21 protein-coding genes and 1 tRNA gene are annotated in these 22,377 nt (G+C 62.7%); 17 read left to right on the forward strand and 5 right to left on the reverse strand.

The genetic code is table 11. The features are described 5' to 3' along the window. Positions 1 to 68 precede the first annotated feature (68 nt). From AOG28_RS15015 to AOG28_RS15065, 11 genes are all read left to right on the forward strand, one after another. Positions 69 to 1,460, forward strand: a complete 1,392-nt coding sequence (locus AOG28_RS15015; RefSeq protein ID WP_054556975.1) for a sugar porter family MFS transporter — start codon at positions 69 to 71, stop codon at positions 1,458 to 1,460. A gap of 412 nt (positions 1,461 to 1,872) precedes the next feature. Next, positions 1,873 to 2,874: a substrate-binding domain-containing protein gene (locus AOG28_RS15020; RefSeq protein ID WP_054556976.1), complete on the forward strand. Its 1,002-nt coding sequence runs from the start codon at positions 1,873 to 1,875 to the stop codon at positions 2,872 to 2,874. Positions 2,875 to 3,017: 143 nt separating this feature from the next. Next, on the forward strand, positions 3,018 to 4,286 hold the full coding sequence (locus AOG28_RS15025) for an ABC transporter substrate-binding protein (RefSeq protein ID WP_054556977.1): 1,269 nt from the start codon (positions 3,018 to 3,020) through the stop codon (positions 4,284 to 4,286). A 196-nt stretch (positions 4,287 to 4,482) separates the two neighbouring features. Beyond that, positions 4,483 to 5,331: a carbohydrate ABC transporter permease gene (locus AOG28_RS15030; protein WP_054556978.1), complete on the forward strand. Its 849-nt coding sequence runs from the start codon at positions 4,483 to 4,485 to the stop codon at positions 5,329 to 5,331. Then, the gene (locus AOG28_RS15035; RefSeq protein WP_200906809.1) at positions 5,331 to 6,248 is read left to right on the forward strand and encodes a carbohydrate ABC transporter permease; all 918 of its coding nucleotides are present in this window, start codon (positions 5,331 to 5,333) and stop codon (positions 6,246 to 6,248) included. The genes AOG28_RS15030 and AOG28_RS15035 overlap by 1 nt, the downstream gene beginning before the upstream one ends. Positions 6,249 to 6,347: 99 nt before the next feature. Beyond that, a complete protein-coding gene (locus AOG28_RS15040; protein WP_054556979.1) occupies positions 6,348 to 7,382 on the forward strand; it encodes an ABC transporter ATP-binding protein in 1,035 nt (344 codons plus the stop codon). Positions 7,383 to 7,449: 67 nt separating this feature from the next. After that, on the forward strand, positions 7,450 to 8,793 hold the full coding sequence (locus tag AOG28_RS15045; RefSeq protein ID WP_054556980.1) for an MGH1-like glycoside hydrolase domain-containing protein: 1,344 nt from the start codon (positions 7,450 to 7,452) through the stop codon (positions 8,791 to 8,793). Then, positions 8,793 to 10,079: an AGE family epimerase/isomerase gene (locus tag AOG28_RS15050; RefSeq protein WP_326998976.1), complete on the forward strand. Its 1,287-nt coding sequence runs from the start codon at positions 8,793 to 8,795 to the stop codon at positions 10,077 to 10,079. The genes AOG28_RS15045 and AOG28_RS15050 overlap by 1 nt, the downstream gene beginning before the upstream one ends. A gap of 287 nt (positions 10,080 to 10,366) precedes the next feature. Continuing rightward, positions 10,367 to 11,662, forward strand: a complete 1,296-nt coding sequence (locus AOG28_RS15055) for a DUF3100 domain-containing protein (protein WP_054556981.1) — start codon at positions 10,367 to 10,369, stop codon at positions 11,660 to 11,662. A 114-nt stretch (positions 11,663 to 11,776) separates the two neighbouring features. Then, positions 11,777 to 12,937, forward strand: a complete 1,161-nt coding sequence (locus AOG28_RS15060; RefSeq protein WP_054556982.1) for a M20 aminoacylase family protein — start codon at positions 11,777 to 11,779, stop codon at positions 12,935 to 12,937. Between the two features lie 34 nt (positions 12,938 to 12,971). Then, positions 12,972 to 13,895: an NAD(P)-dependent oxidoreductase gene (locus AOG28_RS15065; protein ID WP_054556983.1), complete on the forward strand. Its 924-nt coding sequence runs from the start codon at positions 12,972 to 12,974 to the stop codon at positions 13,893 to 13,895. On the opposite strand, the gene AOG28_RS15070 is transcribed toward AOG28_RS15065, so the two are convergent. After that, positions 13,867 to 14,793: a LysR family transcriptional regulator gene (locus tag AOG28_RS15070; protein ID WP_054556984.1), complete on the reverse strand. Its 927-nt coding sequence runs from the start codon at positions 14,791 to 14,793 to the stop codon at positions 13,867 to 13,869. The two genes, AOG28_RS15065 and AOG28_RS15070, sit on opposite strands and share 29 nt — an antisense overlap. A gap of 367 nt (positions 14,794 to 15,160) precedes the next feature. Between AOG28_RS15070 and arfB the strand changes: the two genes are divergently transcribed. The 4 genes from arfB (at position 15,161) to AOG28_RS15090 (ending at position 17,059) form a co-directional block, all read left to right on the forward strand. After that, the gene (arfB, locus tag AOG28_RS15075; protein ID WP_043334927.1) at positions 15,161 to 15,574 is read left to right on the forward strand and encodes an alternative ribosome rescue aminoacyl-tRNA hydrolase ArfB; all 414 of its coding nucleotides are present in this window, start codon (positions 15,161 to 15,163) and stop codon (positions 15,572 to 15,574) included. A gap of 51 nt (positions 15,575 to 15,625) precedes the next feature. Beyond that, positions 15,626 to 16,333 carry an SIMPL domain-containing protein gene (locus AOG28_RS15080; RefSeq protein ID WP_054556985.1) on the forward strand — a complete coding sequence of 236 codons (708 nt, stop codon included), beginning with the start codon at positions 15,626 to 15,628 and terminating at the stop codon, positions 16,331 to 16,333. Between the two features lie 41 nt (positions 16,334 to 16,374). Then, positions 16,375 to 16,677: a winged helix-turn-helix domain-containing protein gene (locus AOG28_RS15085; RefSeq protein ID WP_054556986.1), complete on the forward strand. Its 303-nt coding sequence runs from the start codon at positions 16,375 to 16,377 to the stop codon at positions 16,675 to 16,677. A gap of 79 nt (positions 16,678 to 16,756) precedes the next feature. Then, positions 16,757 to 17,059, forward strand: coding sequence for a hypothetical protein (locus tag AOG28_RS15090; RefSeq protein WP_054556987.1), 303 nt, complete (start codon positions 16,757 to 16,759; stop codon positions 17,057 to 17,059). Positions 17,060 to 17,420: 361 nt separating this feature from the next. Here AOG28_RS15090 and AOG28_RS15095 read toward each other — a convergent pair whose 3' ends face one another. Continuing rightward, the gene (locus AOG28_RS15095) at positions 17,421 to 17,702 is read right to left on the reverse strand and encodes a hypothetical protein (protein WP_152965440.1); all 282 of its coding nucleotides are present in this window, start codon (positions 17,700 to 17,702) and stop codon (positions 17,421 to 17,423) included. Positions 17,703 to 18,222: 520 nt separating this feature from the next. Continuing rightward, a tRNA-Pro gene (locus tag AOG28_RS15100) sits at positions 18,223 to 18,299 on the reverse strand. A gap of 244 nt (positions 18,300 to 18,543) precedes the next feature. On the opposite strand from AOG28_RS15100, the gene AOG28_RS15105 reads away from it, so the two are divergent. Then, the gene (locus AOG28_RS15105; RefSeq protein ID WP_054556989.1) at positions 18,544 to 18,813 is read left to right on the forward strand and encodes a hypothetical protein; all 270 of its coding nucleotides are present in this window, start codon (positions 18,544 to 18,546) and stop codon (positions 18,811 to 18,813) included. Between the two features lie 268 nt (positions 18,814 to 19,081). Beyond that, a complete protein-coding gene (locus AOG28_RS15110; protein WP_054556990.1) occupies positions 19,082 to 20,185 on the forward strand; it encodes a GGDEF domain-containing protein in 1,104 nt (367 codons plus the stop codon). A 132-nt stretch (positions 20,186 to 20,317) separates the two neighbouring features. Here AOG28_RS15110 and AOG28_RS15115 read toward each other — a convergent pair whose 3' ends face one another. Beyond that, positions 20,318 to 20,857 carry a YaeQ family protein gene (locus tag AOG28_RS15115; protein WP_043336867.1) on the reverse strand — a complete coding sequence of 180 codons (540 nt, stop codon included), beginning with the start codon at positions 20,855 to 20,857 and terminating at the stop codon, positions 20,318 to 20,320. A gap of 184 nt (positions 20,858 to 21,041) precedes the next feature. Further along, a complete protein-coding gene (mtnK, locus tag AOG28_RS15120; protein ID WP_054556991.1) occupies positions 21,042 to 22,292 on the reverse strand; it encodes an S-methyl-5-thioribose kinase in 1,251 nt (416 codons plus the stop codon). Between the last annotated feature and the right edge of the window lie 85 nt (positions 22,293 to 22,377).

The following is a 22,377-nucleotide window of genomic DNA, read 5'->3' on the forward strand; positions in this document are numbered from 1 at the left end:
CAATCTTGAACGATTAAGCTTCACAAGTTGCTGTCACTTACCCTAGCCCTCATTGGACGAGTTACACCATGTCACGAATACTTCAATGGTCGATCACGGTTGCCCTCGCCGGCTTCCTGTTCGGTTTCGATACCGCCGTCATCTCGGGGGCGGATACCTCACTGCAGAGCCAGTGGGGTCTGAGCGATCTCAACCACGGCCTCATCATCATGTCGATGGCCCTGTGGGGCACGGTGATCGGCGCCATCTTCGGCAACTGGCCGACCGATCGCTTCGGGCGCCGCGCCACGCTGATCGGCATCGGTATCCTCTATCTGGTCTCGGCGCTGGGGTCGGCGCTGGCCACTGACCCTTATGTATTCTCGTTCTTCCGTCTGCTGGGCGGGCTGGGCGTGGGGGCCTCATCCGTCGCGGCGCCTATCTACATCTCGGAAATCGCACCGCGCAAGCGGCGTGGGGCGCTGGTCGGGCTCTATCAGTTCAATATCGTCTTCGGGATCCTGATCGCCTTCGTCTCCAACTACTTCATCGGCTTCATCGACGGTGAGAACTGGCGCTGGATGCTGGGCGTGGAAGCCGTGCCGGCCGCGCTCTATCTGTTGATGATCTGCAAGGTGCCGCGCAGCCCGCGCTGGTTGATCCTCAAGCGCAACGATGAGGCGGCCGCCGCCGAGATCATCGCGCTGATCAACCCCAAGGCCGACATCGCCGAGGAAATCGCCATCATCCGCGGCACCGAAAGCGAGGCAAGTGCCAAACAGCACACCCGTCTGTTCGCCTGGCGCTATCGTCTGCCGGTGCTGTTCGCCTTCCTGATCGCGGCCTTCAATCAGCTGTCCGGCATCAACTTCATCATCTATTACGCGCCGCGCATTCTGGCCGAGGCGCAGCTGGAAGCGAGTGCTGCCCTGCTCTCGACGGCGGGCATCGGGGTGATCAACCTCGTCTTCACCCTGCTGGGCATGTCGCTGATCGACAAGCTGGGGCGCCGCACCCTGATCAAGATCGGCTCTGCCGGCTATCTGGTGTCGCTGTGCCTGATCGCCTGGGCCTTCCATCTCGAGGACTTCTCCGCCATGGGCGGCTATGGCGTGCCGGTGCTGCTGGGCGTGTTCATCGCGGCGCATGCCATGAGTCAGGGCACGGTGATCTGGGTGTTCATCTCCGAGATATTCCCCAACAAGGTACGTGCCATGGGCCAGTCCTTCGGCAGCTCCGTGCACTGGATCTTCGCGGCGCTGATCGCGCTGCTGATGCCGACCATCCTCAGCCACTTCAGTGGCGGGCCGGTGTTTGCCTTCTTCGCCGTCATGATGCTGCTGCAACTGGTGTTCGTGCTGTTCTTCATGCCCGAGACCAAGGGTGTCTCGCTTGAGGACCTGCAGGGCCGTCTGATCCGCCCTTCACGCAAGGAGAAGGAGCAGGAGCAGGCAGCGGCACTCGCGCCACAGGGCAACTGAGGCTCTTGACGACTTAGCTTTGAAGTCTGACTCGAATAACGCTCTACAGACGCCGACACCCCGCCCTGTGCGGGGTGCCGGCGTTTATGGCTCTGGCAGTCATGCCCGCCAGGAGCCCCCGCCGAGCGTCGCCTCACGACATGAGAGCGGCTCCGCTACCCACAACGTACATGGCTTGCTGCCCTCCTCCTGCGCTGACGCGCGCCAGATCGCTACGTGCAAATAGCGTGGTATCGTCGCCGGCTCAATCGCCAGCCTGAGCGGCGATTTTCAGCGCTATATGTCGGGATTATTACGGATATATTCTTTGGTCTCGTCATTCTTGCCAAGCTAATCAAAACAGTGAAAAGATCGCTTCCGAAACGTTTCGGGTAACGGTTTCCGCTCACAGTTACCGCAAAGGAAAAGTGCCATGCCGCCGAACATCACACTCAAGCATCTCGCCAGCCAGCTGGGCCTGTCGGTCACGACGGTCTCGCGGGCATTGGGCGGATTCGAGGATGTCAGCGCCACGACCCGTGAGCGGGTGCAGGCCTACGCCAGTGAAGTGGGCTACAAGCCCAATCAGAGTGCACGCCGCCTGAAGACAGGCCGCACCTCCTCGGTGGGCTACATCATGAACGGCGCCCAGGGCGACTTTCGTGATCAGTTCAACACCCGCCTGCTGGTCGCGCTGGGCCAGGCGCTGCACGACGCCGCACCGGAACATGACCTCATCGTCACCACGGTTCCCGAGGACCGCGACGAGCTGGACACCTACAAGCGCTTCATCGATGGCGGCAAGGTCGATTCCTTCGTGGTGGCTCGTACCCGCATTCAGGACCCGCGCGTCGACTTCCTGCTCGACAGCGGCATCCCCTTCGTCACTCACGGTCGTACCGGCCGCGCCAGCGAGCACGACTGGGTCGATATCAATGCCGCCGACGGCTTCATGCGCGCCACCCGCCACCTGATTGGCCTGGGCCATCGCAATATCCTGTTCCTCAATTTCTTCAGCGACCTCTACACCGCCGTCGAACGTGAGACCGGCTATCTGCAGGCGATGCACGACGCCGGCCTCGCGCCCAGCTCACGCCATTGCCCACACGGCTATGCCAGCGCCTATCAGGTCGCCCATGAAGCGCTGTCCGGGGCCAACGCCCCCACCGCCTTCGTATGTGCCAGCGACATCTTCGCCTACGGCGTGATGGAAGCGGTCAGCGCCTGCGGCCATACACCCGGCGAGGACATCGCCATCATCGGCGCCGATAACCTGCCGCCGCAGATGTACCGCCAGCCCAGCCTCAGCACCCTGGACATCTCGTTCGAGACCGTCAGTCAGGCGCTGATCGAACTGGTGCTGGCACCGCAGGATGGCGCGCCACGCCATCGCTGCTTCGATTACGACCTGCTGCTGCGCGATACCACTGCCTGAGCACACATGCTTGAGCACACAGGACCATCGACTGACCTCACGACGCCAGACGCCTGACCGCAAGACGCCTGATCTGAAAATGCCATCGCCAGAACGTGGTCAGCGTGACGCCAGAAAAACAACACCCGACCGGGGAGACCTCCATGCGCAAGATGCCAACCGCCCTCGCTTTGCTGGCGCTGCTGGGCAGTACGTCCGCCCTCGCTGACATCACCTTCTTCAGCACCCAGGCCAGACCGCTGGAAGAGGCCCAGCAGATGCGCGAGATCGCGCTGGCACCCTACGCCGAGGCCATCAATTACATGCCGCAGGAGACGGGCACCTTCCTGTCGCGTCTCGAGGCGGAGAAGACCAGCCCTGATGGCGCGCTGGATCTGCTCGGCGGGCTGCACGGCGAACTGGGGTCGCTGACGCCCAGCATTCTAGCGCCGCTGGATGACCTGCAAGGCTCGCTTGCGGACGCGGGCATCAGCCAGCAGTACATGACGCTGGGCAAGCTGGGCGGCGACCAGCAGCGCTACATCCCGTGGATGCAGGCGACCTACATCATGGCCGCCAATCGCAAGGCGCTGCCCTACCTGCCCGAAGGCGCTGACCTGAACGCGCTGAGCTATGACGAGCTGCTGGCCTGGGGCCGCAACATGCAGGAGGCCACCGGCAGCCCCAAACTGGGCTTCCCGGCCGGTCGCAAGGGGCTGATCCACCGCTTCCTGGAAGGCTATCTCTACCCGTCCTTCACCCACTCGGTGGTGCGTGAGTTCCGCAGCGATGACGCCGTGGCCATGTGGCAGAAGTTCCGCGAGATCTGGGCGGTGACCAATCCGCGCTCCACCGCCTACGGCTTCATGCAGGAACCGCTGCTCAATGGCGAGGTGTGGGTCGCCTTCGATCACACCGCGCGCCTCAAGGATGCCTTCAACAAGCAGCCGGATCAGTACGTGGCCTTCCCGGCCCCTGCCGGCCCCAGCGGACGCGGCTACATGCCGGTGGTCGCCGGCCTGGCGGTACCCGCCAATGCCACGAATCCCGATGCCTCGCGCAAGCTGATCCGCTATCTGATGACGCCGGAAGCCCAGATTCGCACCCTGCGGGCCACCAACTTCTTCCCGGTGGTGGAGGCTGAACTGCCCGATGACCTGCCCGCCAGCATTCGCATGTCCGGCAAGGCGGTCGCGGCCCAGTCCTCCGCCGATGACGCCGTGCTCTCGCTGCTGCCCAGCGGCCTTGGCCAGCAGTCGGGCCTGTTCAACAAGATCTACCGCGATGCCTTCGTGCAGATCGTACTGCGCGACGCCGACATCGAGGAGACGCTGGATATCCTCGCTCCGCGCCTGCAGACGCTGATCAACACATCAGGCGCAGGCTGCTGGCTCCCGGATACGCCCAGCGACGGCCCCTGCCCGGTCAAGTAAGCCGCTGGCGCCAGAACGCAGCACTCAAGAACGCATCACTCGCCACACACGCATCACACGCATCACTCGCAGCACAGCAGCAGCAACGGCACCCCCCGACGGGTCGCCATGACGGAACGCCAACCCCTGTCATGCCGACCCGGTGCCACCAAACCATTCCGACAAGCCATCACAACAACGCCAAAGGTGAGCAAAGATGAAGCACGATCGCTGGCTACCTTATTACCTGATCGCCCCCAGCCTGCTGTTCATGGGTGCCTTCTTTCTCTATCCGTTCATCCAGATCTTCGCCGAGGCCTTCACCAGCAGTGACGGCAACGTGGGCCTGGCCAACTTCACGCGCATCTATCAGGACTTCAATTTCTGGCCGTCACTCAAGAACACTCTGCTGCTGACCGGGGTCGTGGTGCCGCTGCAGCTGGTGCTGGCCATCGGCATGGCGCTGATGGTCACCAAGATGAACAAGGGCCGCGACAGCATCCTCTACATCTGGACCATCCCGCTGGGCATCTCCGATCTGGCCGCCGGCATCATCTGGCTGGCGATCCTCGAGCAGTTCGGCTTCCTCAACAGCTTTTTGAGCGCGGTCAGCGTGATCGATGCGCCGGCGTCCTGGCTCAACTATCAGAATGCCTTCGCGCTGTTCCTGGCCGTGGTGGTCGCCGAGATCTGGCGCGGTACCGCCATCGTGCTGGTGATCCTGGTATCGGGCATGGGGCTGATCCCCAAGGAATATGACGAGGCCGGTCAGGTGTTCGGCGCCAGCTATTGGCAGCGCCTGTGCAAGATCACCCTGCCGATGCTGCGCCCCAGCATCCAGTCGGCGCTGATTCTGCGCACCCTGCTGGCACTCGAGGTCTTCGCGGTAGTGATGATGCTGGGCGGCAGTGACATGCCGGTACTGATGAGCGAGACCTTCGACTGGCAGTTCCTCTACCAGCAGACAGGTGCCGCTGCAGCCTACGCGGTGTTGATCATGCTGATCTCGGTGGTCATCACCGGCTTCTACATCAAGTTCCTCAATGTGCCGAAGGAGGCCCGCTGATGAAATCCTCTTCTTCCGAGGCCGTCATGCCGTCATCGCTTTCGTCACGCGCAAGCGCCTCCTCAGCCGATTCCTCACGCCAGGTAGCGCAGACCGCCCACAAGCCACGGCGCAATGACATGGCCTGGAAATGGCTGTTCCGGGCCGGTGTCTCGATCCTGGTGCTGTGGGTGCTGGTGCCCATCGCCCTGCTGATGCTCAACAGCGTCAGCACGCCGGAACAGATCACCGGCTGGCCCAAGACCCTGACCCCGGCGCTGAGCTTCGAGACCCTCGACTTCTTCTGGCACTACCAGGGCGTGATCAGTGCGCTGGGCAACTCGCTGCTGGCCGCCGTCTTCACCATGGTGATCGCCATCGTGCTCGGCGCACCGGCAGGCTATGCACTGGCCCGCTTCGTGTTCCCGGGCATGAATGCCTACCGCATGATCATCATCCTGTCGCGGGCCTTCCCGATGCCGCTGCTGGCGCTGCCGCTGGCCGTCATTTTCATCCAGGTCGGCATCGATGACTCCATCCTGGGTCTGGCGATGGTGCACGCCACCCTGGCACTGCCGTTTGCGGTGCTGATCACCTCCAGCCTGTTCATGGGCATTCCGGTGGAACTCGAGGAAGCCGCCTGGCTGATGGGCTGCAACCGCTGGCAGGCCTTCCGCCGCGTGGTGCTGCCGCTGGCCGCCCCGGGCATCACCGCCTCGGCCGTGTTCGCCTTCGTGATCTCGTGGAACGAGGTGTTCGCCTCGGCGATTCTCACCGTCGAGAACCGCACCCTGACCGCTTTCCTGGTGCAGAGCCTTTCCGAGTCACCTGCCGAGATCAAATATGCCGGTGGTCTGATTCTGGTCGTCCCGGCGCTGCTGTTCCTGTTCGCGATCAGGAAGTACCTGTTCAGCATGTGGGGCATTTCCAACCGCTAACGTACGCCCGCTCATCAGGCCAATGACCGGCGGCGATCTTCATCGTCTCGCAAGCGAGTTCACTTCCTCGCCGCCGCTCTCGATCAAAGGAGTCAGACCATGTCAGCCATCCAAATCAGCGCCGTACGCAAGCAGTTCGGCAAGCAGGAAATCCTCAAGTCCATCGATCTCGAGATCCGCGACAAGGAATTCACCGTGCTGCTCGGCCCGTCCGGCTGCGGCAAGTCCACCCTGCTGCGCATCATCGCGGGGCTGGAATACGAGAGCAGCGGCTCGATCCGCATCGGCGAGCGCGAGATCACCTCGCTGGCACCGCGCGATCGTCGCATCGCGATGGTGTTCCAGAACTACGCCGTCTTCCCACACATGACCGTGGCGGAGAACATCGCCTTCGGCCTGCGCGTGCGCAAGGACAGCGAGGCGCATATCCAGCGCAAGGTGAAGGAAACCGCCGCACTGATGCATATCGAGGACCGCCTCGATCATTACTCCGGTCAGCTCTCCGGCGGTCAGCGTCAGCGTGTCGCGGTCGCGCGCGCCCTGGCAATGGAGCCGGAAGTGCTGCTGATGGATGAGCCGCTGTCGAATCTGGATGCCCTGCTGCGTCTGGAGATGCGCGCCGAGCTCAAGACCATCCTTGCCGCCTCCGACACCACCACCATCTACGTGACCCACGATCAGGTCGAGGCCATGAGCCTGGCAGACCGTATCGCGGTCATGAAGGGTGGCCAGATAGAGCAGTACGCACCGCCCTCCGAGATCTACCACTACCCGGCGACCGAATTCGTCGGCAGCTTCATCGGCAACCCGCCGATGAACTTCATCCCGCCGGATGCACGCTGGAATCACCCGACCCGCTCCGAGCAGTCGAGCCAGCAGGTGCACAAGTGCGGTATCCGCCCCGAGGACTTCGAGGTGCGCTTCGAGCCCACCGAGAACTTCGCCCCGGTGCGCGTACTGGTCTCGGAATTGCTGGGATCGCACAAGCAGCTGACCGCGCGTTTCGGTGACGAGATGATTCGCGTCAACGTGCCGAGCGATCTCGATGTCGGCAATGGCAGCGACATCCACATCCGCCCGCTGGCCGAGAAGGTGCGCTTCTACGACCACAGCGGCCACCTGATGTCGGCGTAAGGCACCCCGACCCCTCTCTAGCCAACCTTTCAGCCCAAACCTTTCATCCCGAACGGAGCCGACTTACATGAATGCCAAGCTCGACGCGCTCAGCGCTCACGACGTTCTCAAGCTCAACGACCTGGGCGGCTACACCGTGCCCACGCGTGGCCTCTACCCCTTCCAGTGGAACTGGGACGCCGCCATCACCGCGCTGGGCTGGCTGGCCGCCGGTGATGAAGCGCGTGCCTGGCGTGAGGTCGAGCGCCTGCTGGAAGGTCAGTGGGACAACGGCATGGTGCCGCACATCGTCTTCCACGGTGACGCGGAAACCTACTTCCCGGGGCCGGAAGTCTGGGGCGTCAAGCATAGCCCGTCGACCAGCGCCATCTCCCAGCCGCCGGTGCTGGCCAGCGTCATGAAGCTGCTGTTCGAGGAAGGCCGTGACCGCCGGCTTGCCGAGGAAAAGCTGGCCGCCACCCTGCCCGGCGTCATCCGCTACCACCTGTGGTTCTACCGTGATCGTGATCCGGAACATACCGGCCGCGTGTGCAGCTATCACCCATGGGAATCGGGCATGGACAACAGCCCCCAGTGGGACGGCCCGCTGGCTGGCGTGCCGCCGGTCGATGCCGAATACGTGCGTCGCGATACCGGGCTGGTCGATCCGTCCGAGCGCCCGCACAAGTACGAATATGATCGCTACATCTATCTGGTGAAGTTCTTCCAGCAGAACGAGCACGACGCCGAGGTGCTGTATCGCGACTGCCCGTACCGCGTCGAGGACATCAGCCTGATCTCCATCCTGCACCGTGGCACGCGCGACCTGATCGCGCTGTGTGAAGAGGATGCCGCCGGTCTGGGCCTGGTCAACACCCACGGCGAGGCGCTCTTCAGCCTCAAGCAGTCGCTGGCGCGCACCGAGGAAGGCGTGCAGGCGCTGTGGAGCGATGAGCTGGGCTGCTTCCTGAGCCGTGATGCGCGTGCCAACGTGCTGCTGGAGCACGTCACCACCGCCGGCATCCTGCCGTTGTTCGCCGGTGTCGCCAGCGGCGCCCAGGCGCAGCGCATGGGCGGTCTGCTCGAGGAATGGCTGGAACAGGCGCCCTTCGGTGTCGCCTCTACCCATCCGGCCAGCACCCGCTTCGAGCCGAAGCGTTACTGGCGCGGACCGAGCTGGCTGCACATCAACTGGATGCTGGCCATCGGCTGCGAGGAATATGGCATGTCCCGCGAGGCCGACCAGATCAAGCAGGCCAGCCAGAAGTGCATCGAGGCCGCCGGCTACTACGAGTACTTCAACTCGGTGACCGGCGAGGGCTGTGGCGGCCGCGACTTCTCCTGGACCGCGGCGATGGACCTCTACTGGCTCAACCCGCTGGAGAGCTTCACTGCCCGCAAGGCGGCAGCCGGCGTCGTGGAGGCTTCCTGATGACTCAGCACGCCTCTCAGCAACAGTCTCAACAAGCCTCCCAACTGATGCAGGCACCGCAAAAGGCACCGCTGTCACGCCAGGCAGTACCGCCCATGCCGGCGACTTTCGCCAGCTGCGGCTTTCTGGACACGCACATCCGCTCGATCATGGACTTCTATCTGCCCAAAGCGATAGACCATGAGCGCGGTGGCTACTTCCAGGCCTGGCGCGACGACGGCACGGTGTATGCGCCCGCCGCGCGTCATCTGGTCAGCAGCACGCGGATGGTCTTCAACTTCGCGATGGAATATCTGCGCAGCGGTGATGAGCAGTGTCTGGCCGCGACCCGTCACGGCATCGACTACCTGCGCGATGTCCATCTCGATCCGCAGACCGGTGGCTATCTGTGGTCGCTGAGCGAACAAGGCGAGGCAGACCACACCAACCAGTGCTACGGCCTGGCGTTCGTGATGCTGGCCTATGCGACGGCCTGGCGCGCCGGCATCGAGGAGGCTCGCGGCTGGCTCGAGGAGACCCGTGCGCTGATGGAAGACAAGTTCTGGTCGCCAGAGGCGGGGCTCTATGCCGACGAGGCCAGCGCCGATTGGCAGACGCTGTCCGACTATCGTGGCCAGAACGCCAACATGCATGCCTGTGAAGCCATGCTGGCCGCCTTCGAGGCCACCGACGAGGCGCACTATCTGGAGCGGGCCATGACCCTGGCCAGCAACATCTGCCAGCGTCAGGCCGCCAAGGCCGATGGCCTGATCTGGGAGCATTACGATCGCGACTGGAACGTCGACTGGGACTACAACCGCGACGACCCCAAGAACCTCTATCGTCCGTGGGGCTTCCAGCCGGGGCACCTGACGGAGTGGGCCAAGCTGCTGCTGATGCTCAAGCGTCATCGCGATGACGACTGGCTGCTGCCGACCGCGCAGCGTCTGTTCGATACCGCCGTGGATCTGGCCTGGGACAGCGAGCGCGGCGGCATCTACTACGGCTTCGCGCCGGATGGCACCATCTGCGACGACGACAAGTACTTCTGGGTGCAGGCCGAGAGCCTGGTGGCTGCGGCGCTGCTGCACGAGGCCACCGGCGATTCACACTACGCCGAGTGGTACGAGCGCCTGTGGGGCTACGCCTGGCAGCACTTCATCGACCACCAGCACGGTGCCTGGTATCGCCTTTTGAATGCTGACAACCAGCGCTTCGATGACCTGAAGAGCTCGCCGGGTGCCAAGTGTGACTACCACAGCCTCGGCGCCTGCCATGAGCTGTTGCGCGTGATCACCCGCGACTGACACTCTCTACACACTCGACACGTTCGATACACCCGACGACCCGACACGCCGCCTCCCGCGGCGTGTCGGGTCGCTGCGTTGTGGGCGCCTGGTTCAGTGGCAATGACGACCCGCGCTATTATTTCGAACACCCTCCGTGTTTCTTTAGAGCACCGCTCCTGACAATACTGGATTGCGCTGACCGCCCCGACAGAGGGTGGCAGCCGACAGCCGCGGGCATGCCCCGAGGCGCTGCATTCCAGACGTTTCATCAGCTGAAGAAACTACAATAACAAGCGGAGTCCCACATGCCCCTTTCTCAACTCCTGGACTGGCGGTTGCACCTGCTGGTCGTGGTGCTGTCTCTCGGCGCCGAACTGATCGGTATTCTCAAGTTCCCGCTCGGCCCCGGCACCTTGCTGCTGTTGCCGCTGTTCTATGCCTTCATTGCCGCCGTACTGTGCAATCCGCACCTGTTCAGTGGCACCAGGCGCTTCATCCCGCCGGTGGTCAGCGCGGCGGCAGGGCCGGTCATCCTGCTGTCGATCATGCCGTTCATCGCCCGCTTCGGTTCCACCATCGGCCCGGCCATCGAGCAGCTGATCTCGGCGGGGCCGGCGCTGATCCTGCAGGAGCTGGGCAACCTGGGCACCATGCTGATCGCGATGCCGATCGCGGTGGTGGTGCTCAAGATGGGCCGCGAGGCGATCGGCGCGACCTACTCCATCGCGCGTGAGCCCAATATCGCGATCATCTCCGACAAATACGGCCTCAAGGGCCCGGAAGGCGTCGGCGTGATGGGCGTCTATGTCGTGGGCACCATGTTCGGCACCCTGTGGTTCGCGCTGATGGCAGGCTATCTGACCTCACTGGACATCTTCGACCCGCGTGCGCTGGCCATGGCCTGCGGTGTCGGCAGCGGCAGCATGGTGGCGGCGTGTTCCGGCGCCATCGCCGGTGCCCTGCCGGAGATGGGCGAAGAGCTGCTGGCCTTCGCCGGCGCCAGCAACCTGTTGACCTATGCCACCGGCCTCTACGTCTCGCTGTTCATCGCCCTGCCGGTTGCCGAGCGCCTGTTCCGCTTCTTCAGCCGCAAGCGGGCCGGCAGCGACGACGCCATGAATGACGAGGAAGCCAAGCTTGCCTCAGACGCGCTGGTTGAAGATCGCCCTGAGAACCAGCTGAGCAAGACAGCCATGGTCGTCGCGGCCGTCTGCGTGGTCGGCTGGGTGGTCAATACCATCAATGGTGCCAGCCTGATCGACGCCGCCCCCGGCATGCTGATCCTGTACGTGATGACCATGCTCGGCCTGCTGGTCGCCCGCATCATGCCCTTCTATCTGCCGGCCATCGCCTGGGTGTCGCTGGTCAGCATCCTGATGACGTTGCCGTGGTTCCCGGGCAGCGGCTGGATCACCGAACAGCTGGGCTTCGTCAACTTCCTCGCCATCGTCACGCCGGTGCTCGGCTATGCGGGTCTGGCGCTGAGCAAGCGCGAGTTCAGCATGTTCCGCCAGGCGGGCTGGAAGCTGGTGATCATCTCGCTGCTGGTCTTCACTGGCACCTATATCGGCTCGGCGGTCGTGGCGCAGGCACTGCTCTGATCACTAGGGCTTCGGGCTTTACCTTTCGTATTACCTTCGCTTCTCACTTTGCTACCCCCTTCTCAACACTTTCACGCCGGCACTCCAGGGTGTCGGTTTCCACAGGAATTCAGCATGCAACTACCCGACAAGATCGACGAGGCACTGCTGCGCAGCTGGCGTCATGAGTTTCATCAGCACCCCGAGACGGCCTTCGAGGAGCACCGCACCTCGGCGCGCGTCGCCGAGATCCTGCGTGCCGCTGGCCTGGAAGTCACCACGGGACTTGCCGAGACCGGCGTGATCGCGGTGCTCGACGGCAAGCTGGGCAAGGGCCAGACCATCGGCCTGCGCGCTGACATGGATGCGCTGGATGTCACCGAGGCCAACGCCGTCTCACATTGCTCGCACACACCGGGCAAGATGCATGCCTGTGGCCATGATGGTCACACCACCATGCTGCTGGGCGCAGCCTGTGAACTGGCGCGCGATCCTGACTTTGCCGGGCGCGTGGTGTTCGTGTTCCAGCCGGCCGAGGAGAACGAAGGCGGCGGGCGCCGCATGGTCGAGGACGGCCTGTTCGAGCAGTTCCCGATGGATGCCATCTATGGCCTGCACAACTGGCCGGGGCTGGCGCTCGGCGAGGCGGCGGTGCATGAAGAGGCGGTGATGGCGGCCTTCGATGTCTTCACCCTGACCCTGAGCGGTCACGGCTGCCACGCCGCCATGCCGCATCTGGGCAAGGACACCATCCTGGCGGCCTGTCAGCTGGTGACCCAGTTGCAGGGGCTGATCAGCCGCGAGACGCCGGCGCATCAGACCGCGATTCTCAGCATCACCCAGTTCCATGCCGGCGACGCCTTCAACGTGATGCCGGAAGAAGTCGAACTGCGCGGCACCCTGCGCTGCTTCGACCCGACACTGCGCGCGCATCTGCAGCACCGCTTCCATGACGCCGTCGATGCCATGGCGACCTTCCACGGTCTCAAGGTCAACTTCGACTATCAGCCGCGCTATCCCGCGACGCTCAATGCGCCCGGCCATGCCGAACGCTGCGCCAGCGTTCTCGAGCAGTTGCCGAGCATCCAGCGGGTCCATCGTGACCTGCCGCCCTCGATGGCCTCGGAAGACTTCGCCTATCTGCTGCAGGAATGTCCGGGCGCCTATATCTGGCTGGGCAACGGCGAAGACAGCGCCTCGCTGCACAACCCGCACTACGACTTCAATGATGCTGCCACGCCCATCGGCGTCAGCTACTGGACGTCGCTGGTGCGTCAGCTGCTGGCCGCCGCCTGAGGCCTGGTGAACAAACCCTCGAGGAATGCTCAGCATGAAGATCTGCGTGATTGGCGATGCGCCCATTGGCACTCGGGCCATACAGACGCTTGCGCATGCCGGAGTCGAGGGCGTCATGGCAGTGGCAGCGCCCGAGGGGCCAGTCGCGAGTCATTCGTCCTTCAGCGCCGAGATCTACCTGATGGCGCTGGCCACATCACAACAGGTGCAGAAGGTACTGACGGGCAAGCAAGGCCTGCTGCGCAGGGCGCCGCCCGGCAGTACCGTGATCGATCTTTGCAGTGGTGATATCACGCTCAGCCGCGAACTGGCCGTGCAGACACGCCTCGCCGGCCATCACTGGCTGGAAGCGGCCACCAGTCGCAATCCGGCCGATGAAGCGAATGACAGCCTGACGCTGTTGATCGGCAGTGATGAGGCGACAGTGACGCGCATGACAGCGCTGCTCGACATCATCAGCACGCAGCATCTGCATGTCGGGGACGCCGGCTGTGGCCATGCCGCCGCCCTGGCCAGCGATTATCTGCATGCCGCGCACCTGATCACCACTGCAGAGGCGGTCGCCATGGCCTATCGCGCGGGGGTGACACCCCAGGCGTGCATCGATGCCATCAACCTGGGCGCCGGGCGCAGTGCCGTGAGCGAGGTGAATTTTCCGCGCTGGGTGCTGCCGGGCCGCTATGACTCGGGGATCTCCACCGGTCAGCTGCGCCGCGACCTGCGCCTGGCACGCAGTTTCGTCACCACGCTCAACCTGCCGGAAGGCTTGATGAAGGCAGTCTTCGAGCGCTGTCAGCCGCCGGAGCTGTGTCCGGCGGACGAGGATGATCTCCATCATCTGTGCGATCGCTGGCTTAGCAAGGTGCCCGCCCAGCTGCCCCCGCCGCGACTGACCGAAACCAGAGCCCCTAGACCACAAGCCCTTGCTATCAGCGCGCTTCCTGACGCGGACCGCTGAACGCCGCGATCCAGCGTTCGAGATGGCGCAGCAACTGCAGGCTGGCACGCGGCATACGCCGCCCGACCCGCGTGATGATATGCGCGCGGGCCTGACGGAAGCTGGCGCACTCCACATCCCGCGCGATCAACACGCCCTCCTGGAGCTCACGCGCCGCGGCGAAGGCCGGCAACAGCGTGATGCACAGCTCGGAGCGCGCCGCCTGCTTGAGCACCTCCATGGAATTGGTCTGCACCACCATATGCGGGCGCACCCCTGCCTCACGAAAACCATCGTCCATCAGCTGACGCACGCCGTGGCTCGGCCCCCACAGCGCCATGGGATGCTGCGCCACTTCCTCGAGCGTCAGCGCATGGGTCTCGCTCGCCAGCGGATGCTCCGGCGACATGATGGCCACCAGCGGCTGCGGGCTTGAATGCCAGAAACGCAGCTGGGGATGGACCCGCTCGTGATACATCAGGCCGATATCCGCCTCATCCTCGATCACGCTGTCGATGATGCTCTGCATGCTGCCAGTATCGACCTTGAGCGTGATGCCGGGGTACTGCTTGCGAAAGGCGCGCAGCGGACTGTTGATGATATCGCCGACGAAGCCTTCGCCGATGATCAGGCGAATTTCCCCGGTTTCCAGCCGCTGATAGGCATCGAGGCGTTCGCCGAGGTGCTGGTCGAGCTTCTCTCGCTGCAGGATGTAATCCAGCAGCATCTCGCCGACTCGCGTCGGCTGCACGCCGTCACGGGTGCGCTCGATGAGCGAGGCGGCCATGGCCTCTTCGAGCAGACCTATCTGACGACTGACAGCCGAGGGGGCGATGTTCAGACGCGCGGCGGCACGCCGAATGGAGCCGGCTTCGACGGTGACCTGAAAATAGACGAGACGCTGATGCGGGATATCCATGAGGCGCTCTGCAGAGGATGGGAGAGGGGCTAAGCAAAGTAGAGAGACTTGACGCAAGACGCAGCCAGCAGAGTACCCGATATTCGAGCATCTCGGGCAGCGCGCAGTTGAACTCACCCTCCCTCAACGCCATATCAGGATAAATCGTCGCCTCGCCTCCTCGCCTCGCCTCCTCTTCATGACAGTTCTCACGGCTCTCTGCGCTGTGACACGAGGGCAGGCGATCAGCGTCGCGAGCTGACCCAATGAAGGGCCAGACGCACCCGCCATTCTGAAGCCAGTGCGCGAATAGGCTAAGATGGACCATCGCTTCACTGACTGTGCCTGCGTGACAAACCACACAGTCCCAAAAACAAGGAGATTCAATATGCTGACCATCTCCAATTCGGTAGCGCTGGCCGACTGGGAAATCGACCTCACCCAGATTCGCGCCCAGGGCAATGGCGGCCAGAACGTCAACAAGGTCGCCTCCGCCGTTCACCTGCGCTTCGATGTGCAGCGCTCGACGCTGCCCGGCTTCTACAAGGAGCGCCTGATGCAACTGTCGGATCAGCGCATCAGCAAGGAAGGCGTCATCATCATCAAGGCGCAGAGCCATCGCACCCTCGAGCTGAACAAGGAAGATGCGCTGGCGCGCCTCAAGGCGATGATTCTGGAAGCCGTCAAGGTACAGAAGGCGCGCCGTGCGACAGCGCCCAGCAAGGGCGCCAAGCGTCGCCGCGTCGACAGCAAGACGCGCAAGGGCAAGATCAAGGCCATGCGCGGCAAGGTACAGGACTGACCCCGCCGCAGGCGGCGGCCAGCTCACAGCTCACGTCAGGGACGACAATTCATGCGCAACATCATCAGCTCGGCCGTGCTGGGCGGCCTGCTGGCCCTGGGAATGGTCTGGAGTGGCAGCTATCTCAAGCAGGCCGCGCAGGTGTGGGAATCTTCCAGCCGCGTGGTCACCGTCAAGGGGCTCGCGGAGCGTGAGGTCAAGGCCGACCTGGCCCTCTGGCCGCTGCACTTCAGCGTCAATGCCAATCAGCTGACCGGGCTTCATGAGGCGCTGGCCAATGATGAGCGCAAGATTCGCGCCTTTCTTACCGCCCGAGGCTTCCCCGCCGATCAGGTCAGCGTGACCTCTCCCCAGGTGACTGACCTCTACGCCAACAGCTACAACGCTCAGCGCCCGGATGAGCGCTATCGCGCCGAAGCCACGGTGCTGGTGCGCTCGCCCAAGGTCGACCTCGTCAAGCAGAGTGCCTCGCTGACTGGCGAGCTGGTGCGCGAGGGTATCCTGCTGTCGGCTGACTATGCCTATCGCACCGAATTCCTGTTCACGGGGCTTGAAGCCATCAAGCCCGACATGATCGCGGCCGCGACCGCGGATGCCCGACGCGCCGCCCAGCAGTTCGCGGAGGATTCCGGCAGTACGGTGGGTCACATCAAGCATGCCAGCCAGGGCTATTTCTCGATCTCGGACCTCGACAGCTATACCCCGGACATCAAGAAAGTCAGAGTCGTGACCACCATCGACTACACCCTGAGCCACTGATCACCTCTCGACAGCCCCCTTCTTCGCCGTATGGAGCCCCCATGTCCGACATCCCGCTGAGCAAGACCCAGACGAGCTTCTATCGACGCCTGTTCGTGGCCCACCTCATCGCGCATGACATCGCCAGCGTACCGGCCATCATCGCGGCCACCGGCATGCCGCGGCGCACCGCCCAGGACACCATCACTGCCCTGGGTGAGCTCGAGATCGTCTGTGAATTCCAGCGCGAGGAAGGCCAGCGCAACAATATCGGCCACTACGTGATTCGTGACTGGGGGCCGATCAATGCCCAGTGGGTGGCCGACAACGCCGAGCGCCTGCAGAAGGCGCTCGGCTATGCGTGAGAGGCGCAAGCTTGATCGAACAACCAGGGCCGAGAAATGACGGTCGCGGGATGAGGGCCTGCAGCATGATGGCTGAGATATGACGGCCGAGATTCTGGGCAGTGCCGTTCAGCATGGCGTGATCGCCATGCTGATCCAGCTGGCGCTATGGCCGCTGTTTGGCGTGTGGTCGGCAGGTGCCATCGCCGTGGCCCTGTTTCTGGGCCGCGAGATCGCTCAGCACGAATACAAGGGCGACGGCCCCAAGGCGGAGCGCTGGGACTACGGCCTGCTGCAACACTGGAACCTGGATTCCTGTCTCGATGTCGCCCTGCCGCTGCTCTGCTGTCTGAGCCTCGCCACTACGGTCTGGGCGCTCAGGCGCTATCGGGCCAGAACGTGACCCTGCGCGCGCCCTGCGAATACATGGGGCGCGCAAATACACGACGAAGAGCAAATGCACGGCGAAAAGTGAACGTCGTAAAAAGTGTGTGCCGCAAAAGCCCGTGCCGAAAATTATGCGCCGTAAAAAGTGAAAAACCTGCGCAGCCTTCTCTGAACAGCTCCCCTTCCCCAGCACTGCGTTCTACCCTTCCTTGCCGTTCTAATTTTTCTTGTCTTTATAGTCTTACTGACTGTCTTTCTGGCTGTCTCGCTAGCCCTGCACGCGCCTGCCTCTTGCCTGTCTCTTGCCTGCTTCTGGCCTGATTTTCACCTCAGCAGGGTGCAACGACATTCGCTGAAGAGCGTTGCCTCAAGCATCATCAGCCAACGGCAATGCTGGTGACACTGCGCCGTGCGGCGCCCGACGCAGTGGCGGAAGGCGCAGAGGCTGCGCGACGACGCAGTGGATGTCGGGCGCGATCCTGCAGGTAAGCCGAGAGCGTATCCGGGCGAATGCCGGGATGCTGGAAGACGTAATCCTCGGTGATGATCGACAGAAATTCAGCACTGCGTGCACCCGCGACCTCAAACCCCAGGATGAAATGGCGCGCCTGAGAGACCTCGAAGCAGAAGTTCTCGGCGGCCACGGCGCAGGTCTGCACCACATAGCCTCCGCCCAGCTGTTCTCTGAGGATGGATCGTTCGGGATTGAATCGAGATGCCGTGTAAATGTCTATGATTTTCATTATCACCCCCCCAATATCGACTGGCGCAGTATATACGAAAACTCTAATACTTACATGCTTAGAGAACTCATCCTGCCTGCCCTGCCCTTCGAACCGACAGAAAATTGATCCACATCAACTCAATAGGCAGCGTTTTCAGGGTCATATGTCAGAGGCATCTGCCTGGATCAACGCAAAAGTACTTGCGCGAGCACAGCGCTGATTGAGCTGAGGGGCCAGGAAAGTGAGCAATACGGGCGAAGGCGAGATGCGCGAGGCAGGCTGGTTGTCGCAAGAAAGGAAATGAAGGATGGAAGTGAGGAGCGCAGAGAATGGTACAGAAGAGCGGAGAATAAAAATGAAGAGCGCAGCGCGAATAATGAAGAGGCAGGTATCTTTCGGGCATGCGAAAACGCAAAAAGGCCATCCGTTTCCGGATGGCCTTTTCACTTGAATCTGGTCGGGACGACAGGATTCGAACCTGCGACCTCTGCAACCCCATTGCAGCGCGCTACCAAGCTGCGCCACGTCCCGACAGTGTCTCGAAGAGCTTCCCCCTCAAGACGAGACGTAATGTACCGCATTGATCTCAAAAAGAAAAGCAGGAATCTCACATTTCTTTACCTGCGTCGTGATCTGGTGTCGCAGTGACGCCTGAATCCGCTGCCGGCATTGCAAAATGCCCGGGTGCGACGCATGTTCATGAAGCAGGCATTCATTGCGCACCTTCGAATGCAACGCCCCATGAACGACAATCGTCCAGAGGAGTTCGCGACTGATGATCCAATTCACGCTTACCACCACGCTCAAGGGCGGCACCAGCGTCAGCGGTGACCCCATCAAGGTCAGCGCCGACAGCGTCCCTGCCGCCGGCAGCCAGATCACCAAGGGGCAATGGCCGGCACTCGATGCCCTGTCGCCCAACTTTCCGGTGACAGTGACGGGAGTCGAAGAGGATGACGATGGCAATACCCTCGTGCGCCTCAAGGAAGCCGACAGCCCGGATGCCAACGACCCCGACAGCTACCGCTACACGCCCTGGAAGTAACGGCGCGGCGACGCAAATCATTGGGAAGGCATCAGGAGTGATCGCGCCAGCGTCGAACAGGCAATATATTGCGCATCACACGCAAGAGTGACCCACGTCATTGCGCGAAGTGATATATCAGGAAAGTTCTGACCCACTATGCGTTAGCATAGGGTTTGCGCGCCTTTCGTTGGCTCTGGCGAGCTGTGGCTGATGATGAGGTGGTGTATCATCCAGCCTTTCCCGGTTGGTGCCTGGAGTGCACTGACATCTCGATGCCCGAGGTCACATGGTCAGCCCATTGAAATTGATAGTTACCTCCTGGCGTTGGCTGGTCGGCAAGACCGGCTCCGCCCGCGAGATACTCCATCATGGCTTTCTCGTCTCCGCATTCTTCATCGGGTTGATTTCGGCCCTCTTCAATTCCCTGCTGGACCTCACCCTGCCGGCGTACAACATCGTGCTGGTCATCACCAGCGCGTTCATCGCCCTGATGTGGTATCGCTCGCGCTTTCATGGTGAGTTCCAGCGCATGGCCTGGCTGTTCTGTGCGCTGGTCACCTTCGTGATGCTGCCAGGCAACTGGCTGTTCAATCATGGCGCGACCGGCCCGACCCTGCTGTTCTACCTGATGGCGTCGGCGTATGTGCTGGCGGTACTGCCCGCCAATCCCAGACGCCGAGGCATCATCATCATCGGCCTGATGTTCATGCCGTGGGCACTGCTGGCCTTTGAACATGCAAGGCCGGGGCTGGTCAGCCGCTATGCCTCCGAAGGCATGCGTTTTCTCGATATGGGCTTCAGCTACACGCTGGCCTTCGGGCTGCTCAGCGTGGTGATCGCAGGCTACGCCCGACGCATCCATGAAGAGCGCGATATCGCCAATGCCTATGCGGCACGGCTCGAGCGCCTCAGTCTGCTGGATAGTCTGACCGGCCTCTACAATCACCGGGCCATCCATGAACAGGCCGAAGCCTGGATCAGGCGTTCGCAAAGCGCCTGCCTGCTGATCTGCGATCTGGATCACTTCAAGATGATCAATGACAACCACGGGCATCCGTATGGCGACACGGTACTGGAAGAGTTCTCACGCCATGTCAGCCAGCTGACGCAGGAATTCTCGGGGGAAGCGGGACGCTATGGCGGCGAGGAGTTCATGATCCTGATTCCCGGCACCCTGGCGACGGCTCGCCAGTTCGACAGATGCCTGCGGGAGCGCTGCGAAGCCTCTCCCCTGCTGCACGGCGTGATCCTCTTCAGCACCGGCGCCAGCGAATTGCACCCCGACGACACCCTGTCGAGCTGGGTCAAGCGCAGCGATGACGCCCTCTACCACGCCAAGGAAAATGGCCGAGGCCGCCTGATGGTCGACAAGGACCTGAGCGTCATCTGAACCCCGGCCAGACCGAATCAGCCTCGATCACGACAGCCGCTCCGGCTGAGCCCTCCCCAACGACAACGCCCCCGCAAGCATGGCTTGCGGGGGCGTTTCGTGTACCACATGACATCAAGCAAACGCTATCGCTCAGCGCTCGCCCTTCAGCCACTCGAGGTTGATCTCGTGCTGGCCATTGTCATCGGTGATGAAGATGGTGCCTTCGGAGATCATCACGGTCCACTTGATGTTGCGTGGCAGCGACTCGGTGATGGCGTCCAGCGAACCTTCCGGCACGGCCGCGATGTTGAGATTGGAAAGCCCCGCCACCGCCGGCACGACCTTGGTTTCCCACACACGCAGGCTGCCATAGGCCAGCAGCGAGGTACGCTCGGTGCGTCGCGAGCACCAGGTCAGGCGCTCGGCATCCGGCTGACCGACTTCGATCCAGTGCAGGACACGGCCATCGAGGCTCTTTTCCCACAGCGCCGGTTCATCGACATCGGACAGGCCGCGACCGAACGCGATGTTCTCGCTGTACCACAGGGCGTGACCCAGCAGACGCACGCAGAGACGCAGTTCGGTTTCGGAGGGATGACGAGCCACGGTGAAGCGCAGGGTCTCGTAGACGCCGCGATCCAGGTCGGTCAGCGACAGATCCACCTTGTAAGGCGTGGAAGACAGGGCCATGAAAATCTCTTCTTGAAAAGGCAGACGTCTTGGAAAGGCGATGGCAGGAAGACACTCTGCCGATAAAGCACCATGCTCCTCGACTGAACCACGCGCGTGACAGGGCAAGCGCGTGGGTGCGGAGCGCAGAGTCTACCCTAGCCGGGCCCTGAACGCCCGACTCCTGCCTGGCGCGCCAATCACCTCAGACGAGGTGACGCGCCACCAGGGCATCGATGGCCTCGATATCGCCCAGGCTTTCGCGCGCCATGATCAACTCGCGCCCGAGTGCCAGCGCCCGCCGCTCGGCACGCGCGCGGGTGGTCTCATCGCTGATGGATTCGAGTTCCAGAATATGCGCAAGCCCCACGGTGCGGCGGATCAGCTCACAACCGGCGTAGCCCAGCGCATCACGCAACATGCGAGCCAACAGACGCTCTGCCACGCCCGGCGCAGCGAAGCTGGCATCCGGCGTGTGGGCGGCCTGCTCACGATACTCACGAGCGAAGCTTTCCCAGCTGGCGACCGCCTGGGCGCGCAGCTGCGCCACATAGTCACGCTTGTCGCCCTGCTCGCCCTCAAGTTCGGTATGCGCGCAGGCCGCCAGCCACAGTGCTGCCAGCCAGCTGCCGATATCGAAGCCCGCCGGGCCGAAGAAGCCGAATTCCGGATCAATGACCTTGGTACTGTCTTCCCGCACGAAGATCGAGCCGGCATGCAGATCGCCATGCAGCAGCGCCTCGGGCGCGGACAGGAAACGCTGCTTGAGCTCCGCCACTTCGACCTTCAGGGCGGCGTCCTGCCACAGGGCTTCAGCATCCGCGCGCAGCGCCGGATTGATGCTGTTGCGCTCGTGATCGCAGAACGGATCGATGAAGAACAGGTCTTCGGTGATCTTGCACTGATCAGGATTGATGAAGCGTGCGACGCGTGCCTTCTTGTCGTGGGCATCGAGTGCCAGATCGCTGCTGCGATACAGCGTGGTGGCCAGAAACCGCCCCATCTGCTCGCCCAGCTGCGGCAATGACGCGCGCTCCAGGAAGGCATGGCGCAGATTGCGGTGATCGCCGATATCTTCCATCACGATCGCCGAGCGAGCTTCATCGAAGTGATGAAGCGCCGGTACCAGGTCCGGCGCGCAGTCGGCCTCGAATTGCAGGGTTTCCGCCTCGATGCGTACACGCACCAGCGACAGCGGCCAGCTTTCGCCGATGATGCGCACCCAGGGCAGGCCCTGCTTGACGATCACCGAGGCGGAGCGGTCCGGCGTACAGACGCGATAGACATAGTTGATGTTGCCATCGCCGATCTCTTCGACCTGAAGTTCTTCGGCGGTCGCGAAGGCCGGATAGCGTGCGCCGACATGCTGGCGCGCGAAGGCGATCACATCCGCATCATCGCGAAATTGGTAGTCGATGGAAGGCGCAGTGCTAGCGGTGGAGTCTTGAGCAGTCATGGCAGGTCTCAGCGCTGAATCATGAAGTCGCCGGCCTCGATGGCGCTTCGCGTGCATGGCACGTGAAGCACCTCAAGGCTCTCAC

It is taken from the genome of Cobetia sp. UCD-24C (assembly GCF_001306765.1).
Lineage (GTDB): Bacteria > Pseudomonadota > Gammaproteobacteria > Pseudomonadales > Halomonadaceae > Cobetia > Cobetia amphilecti.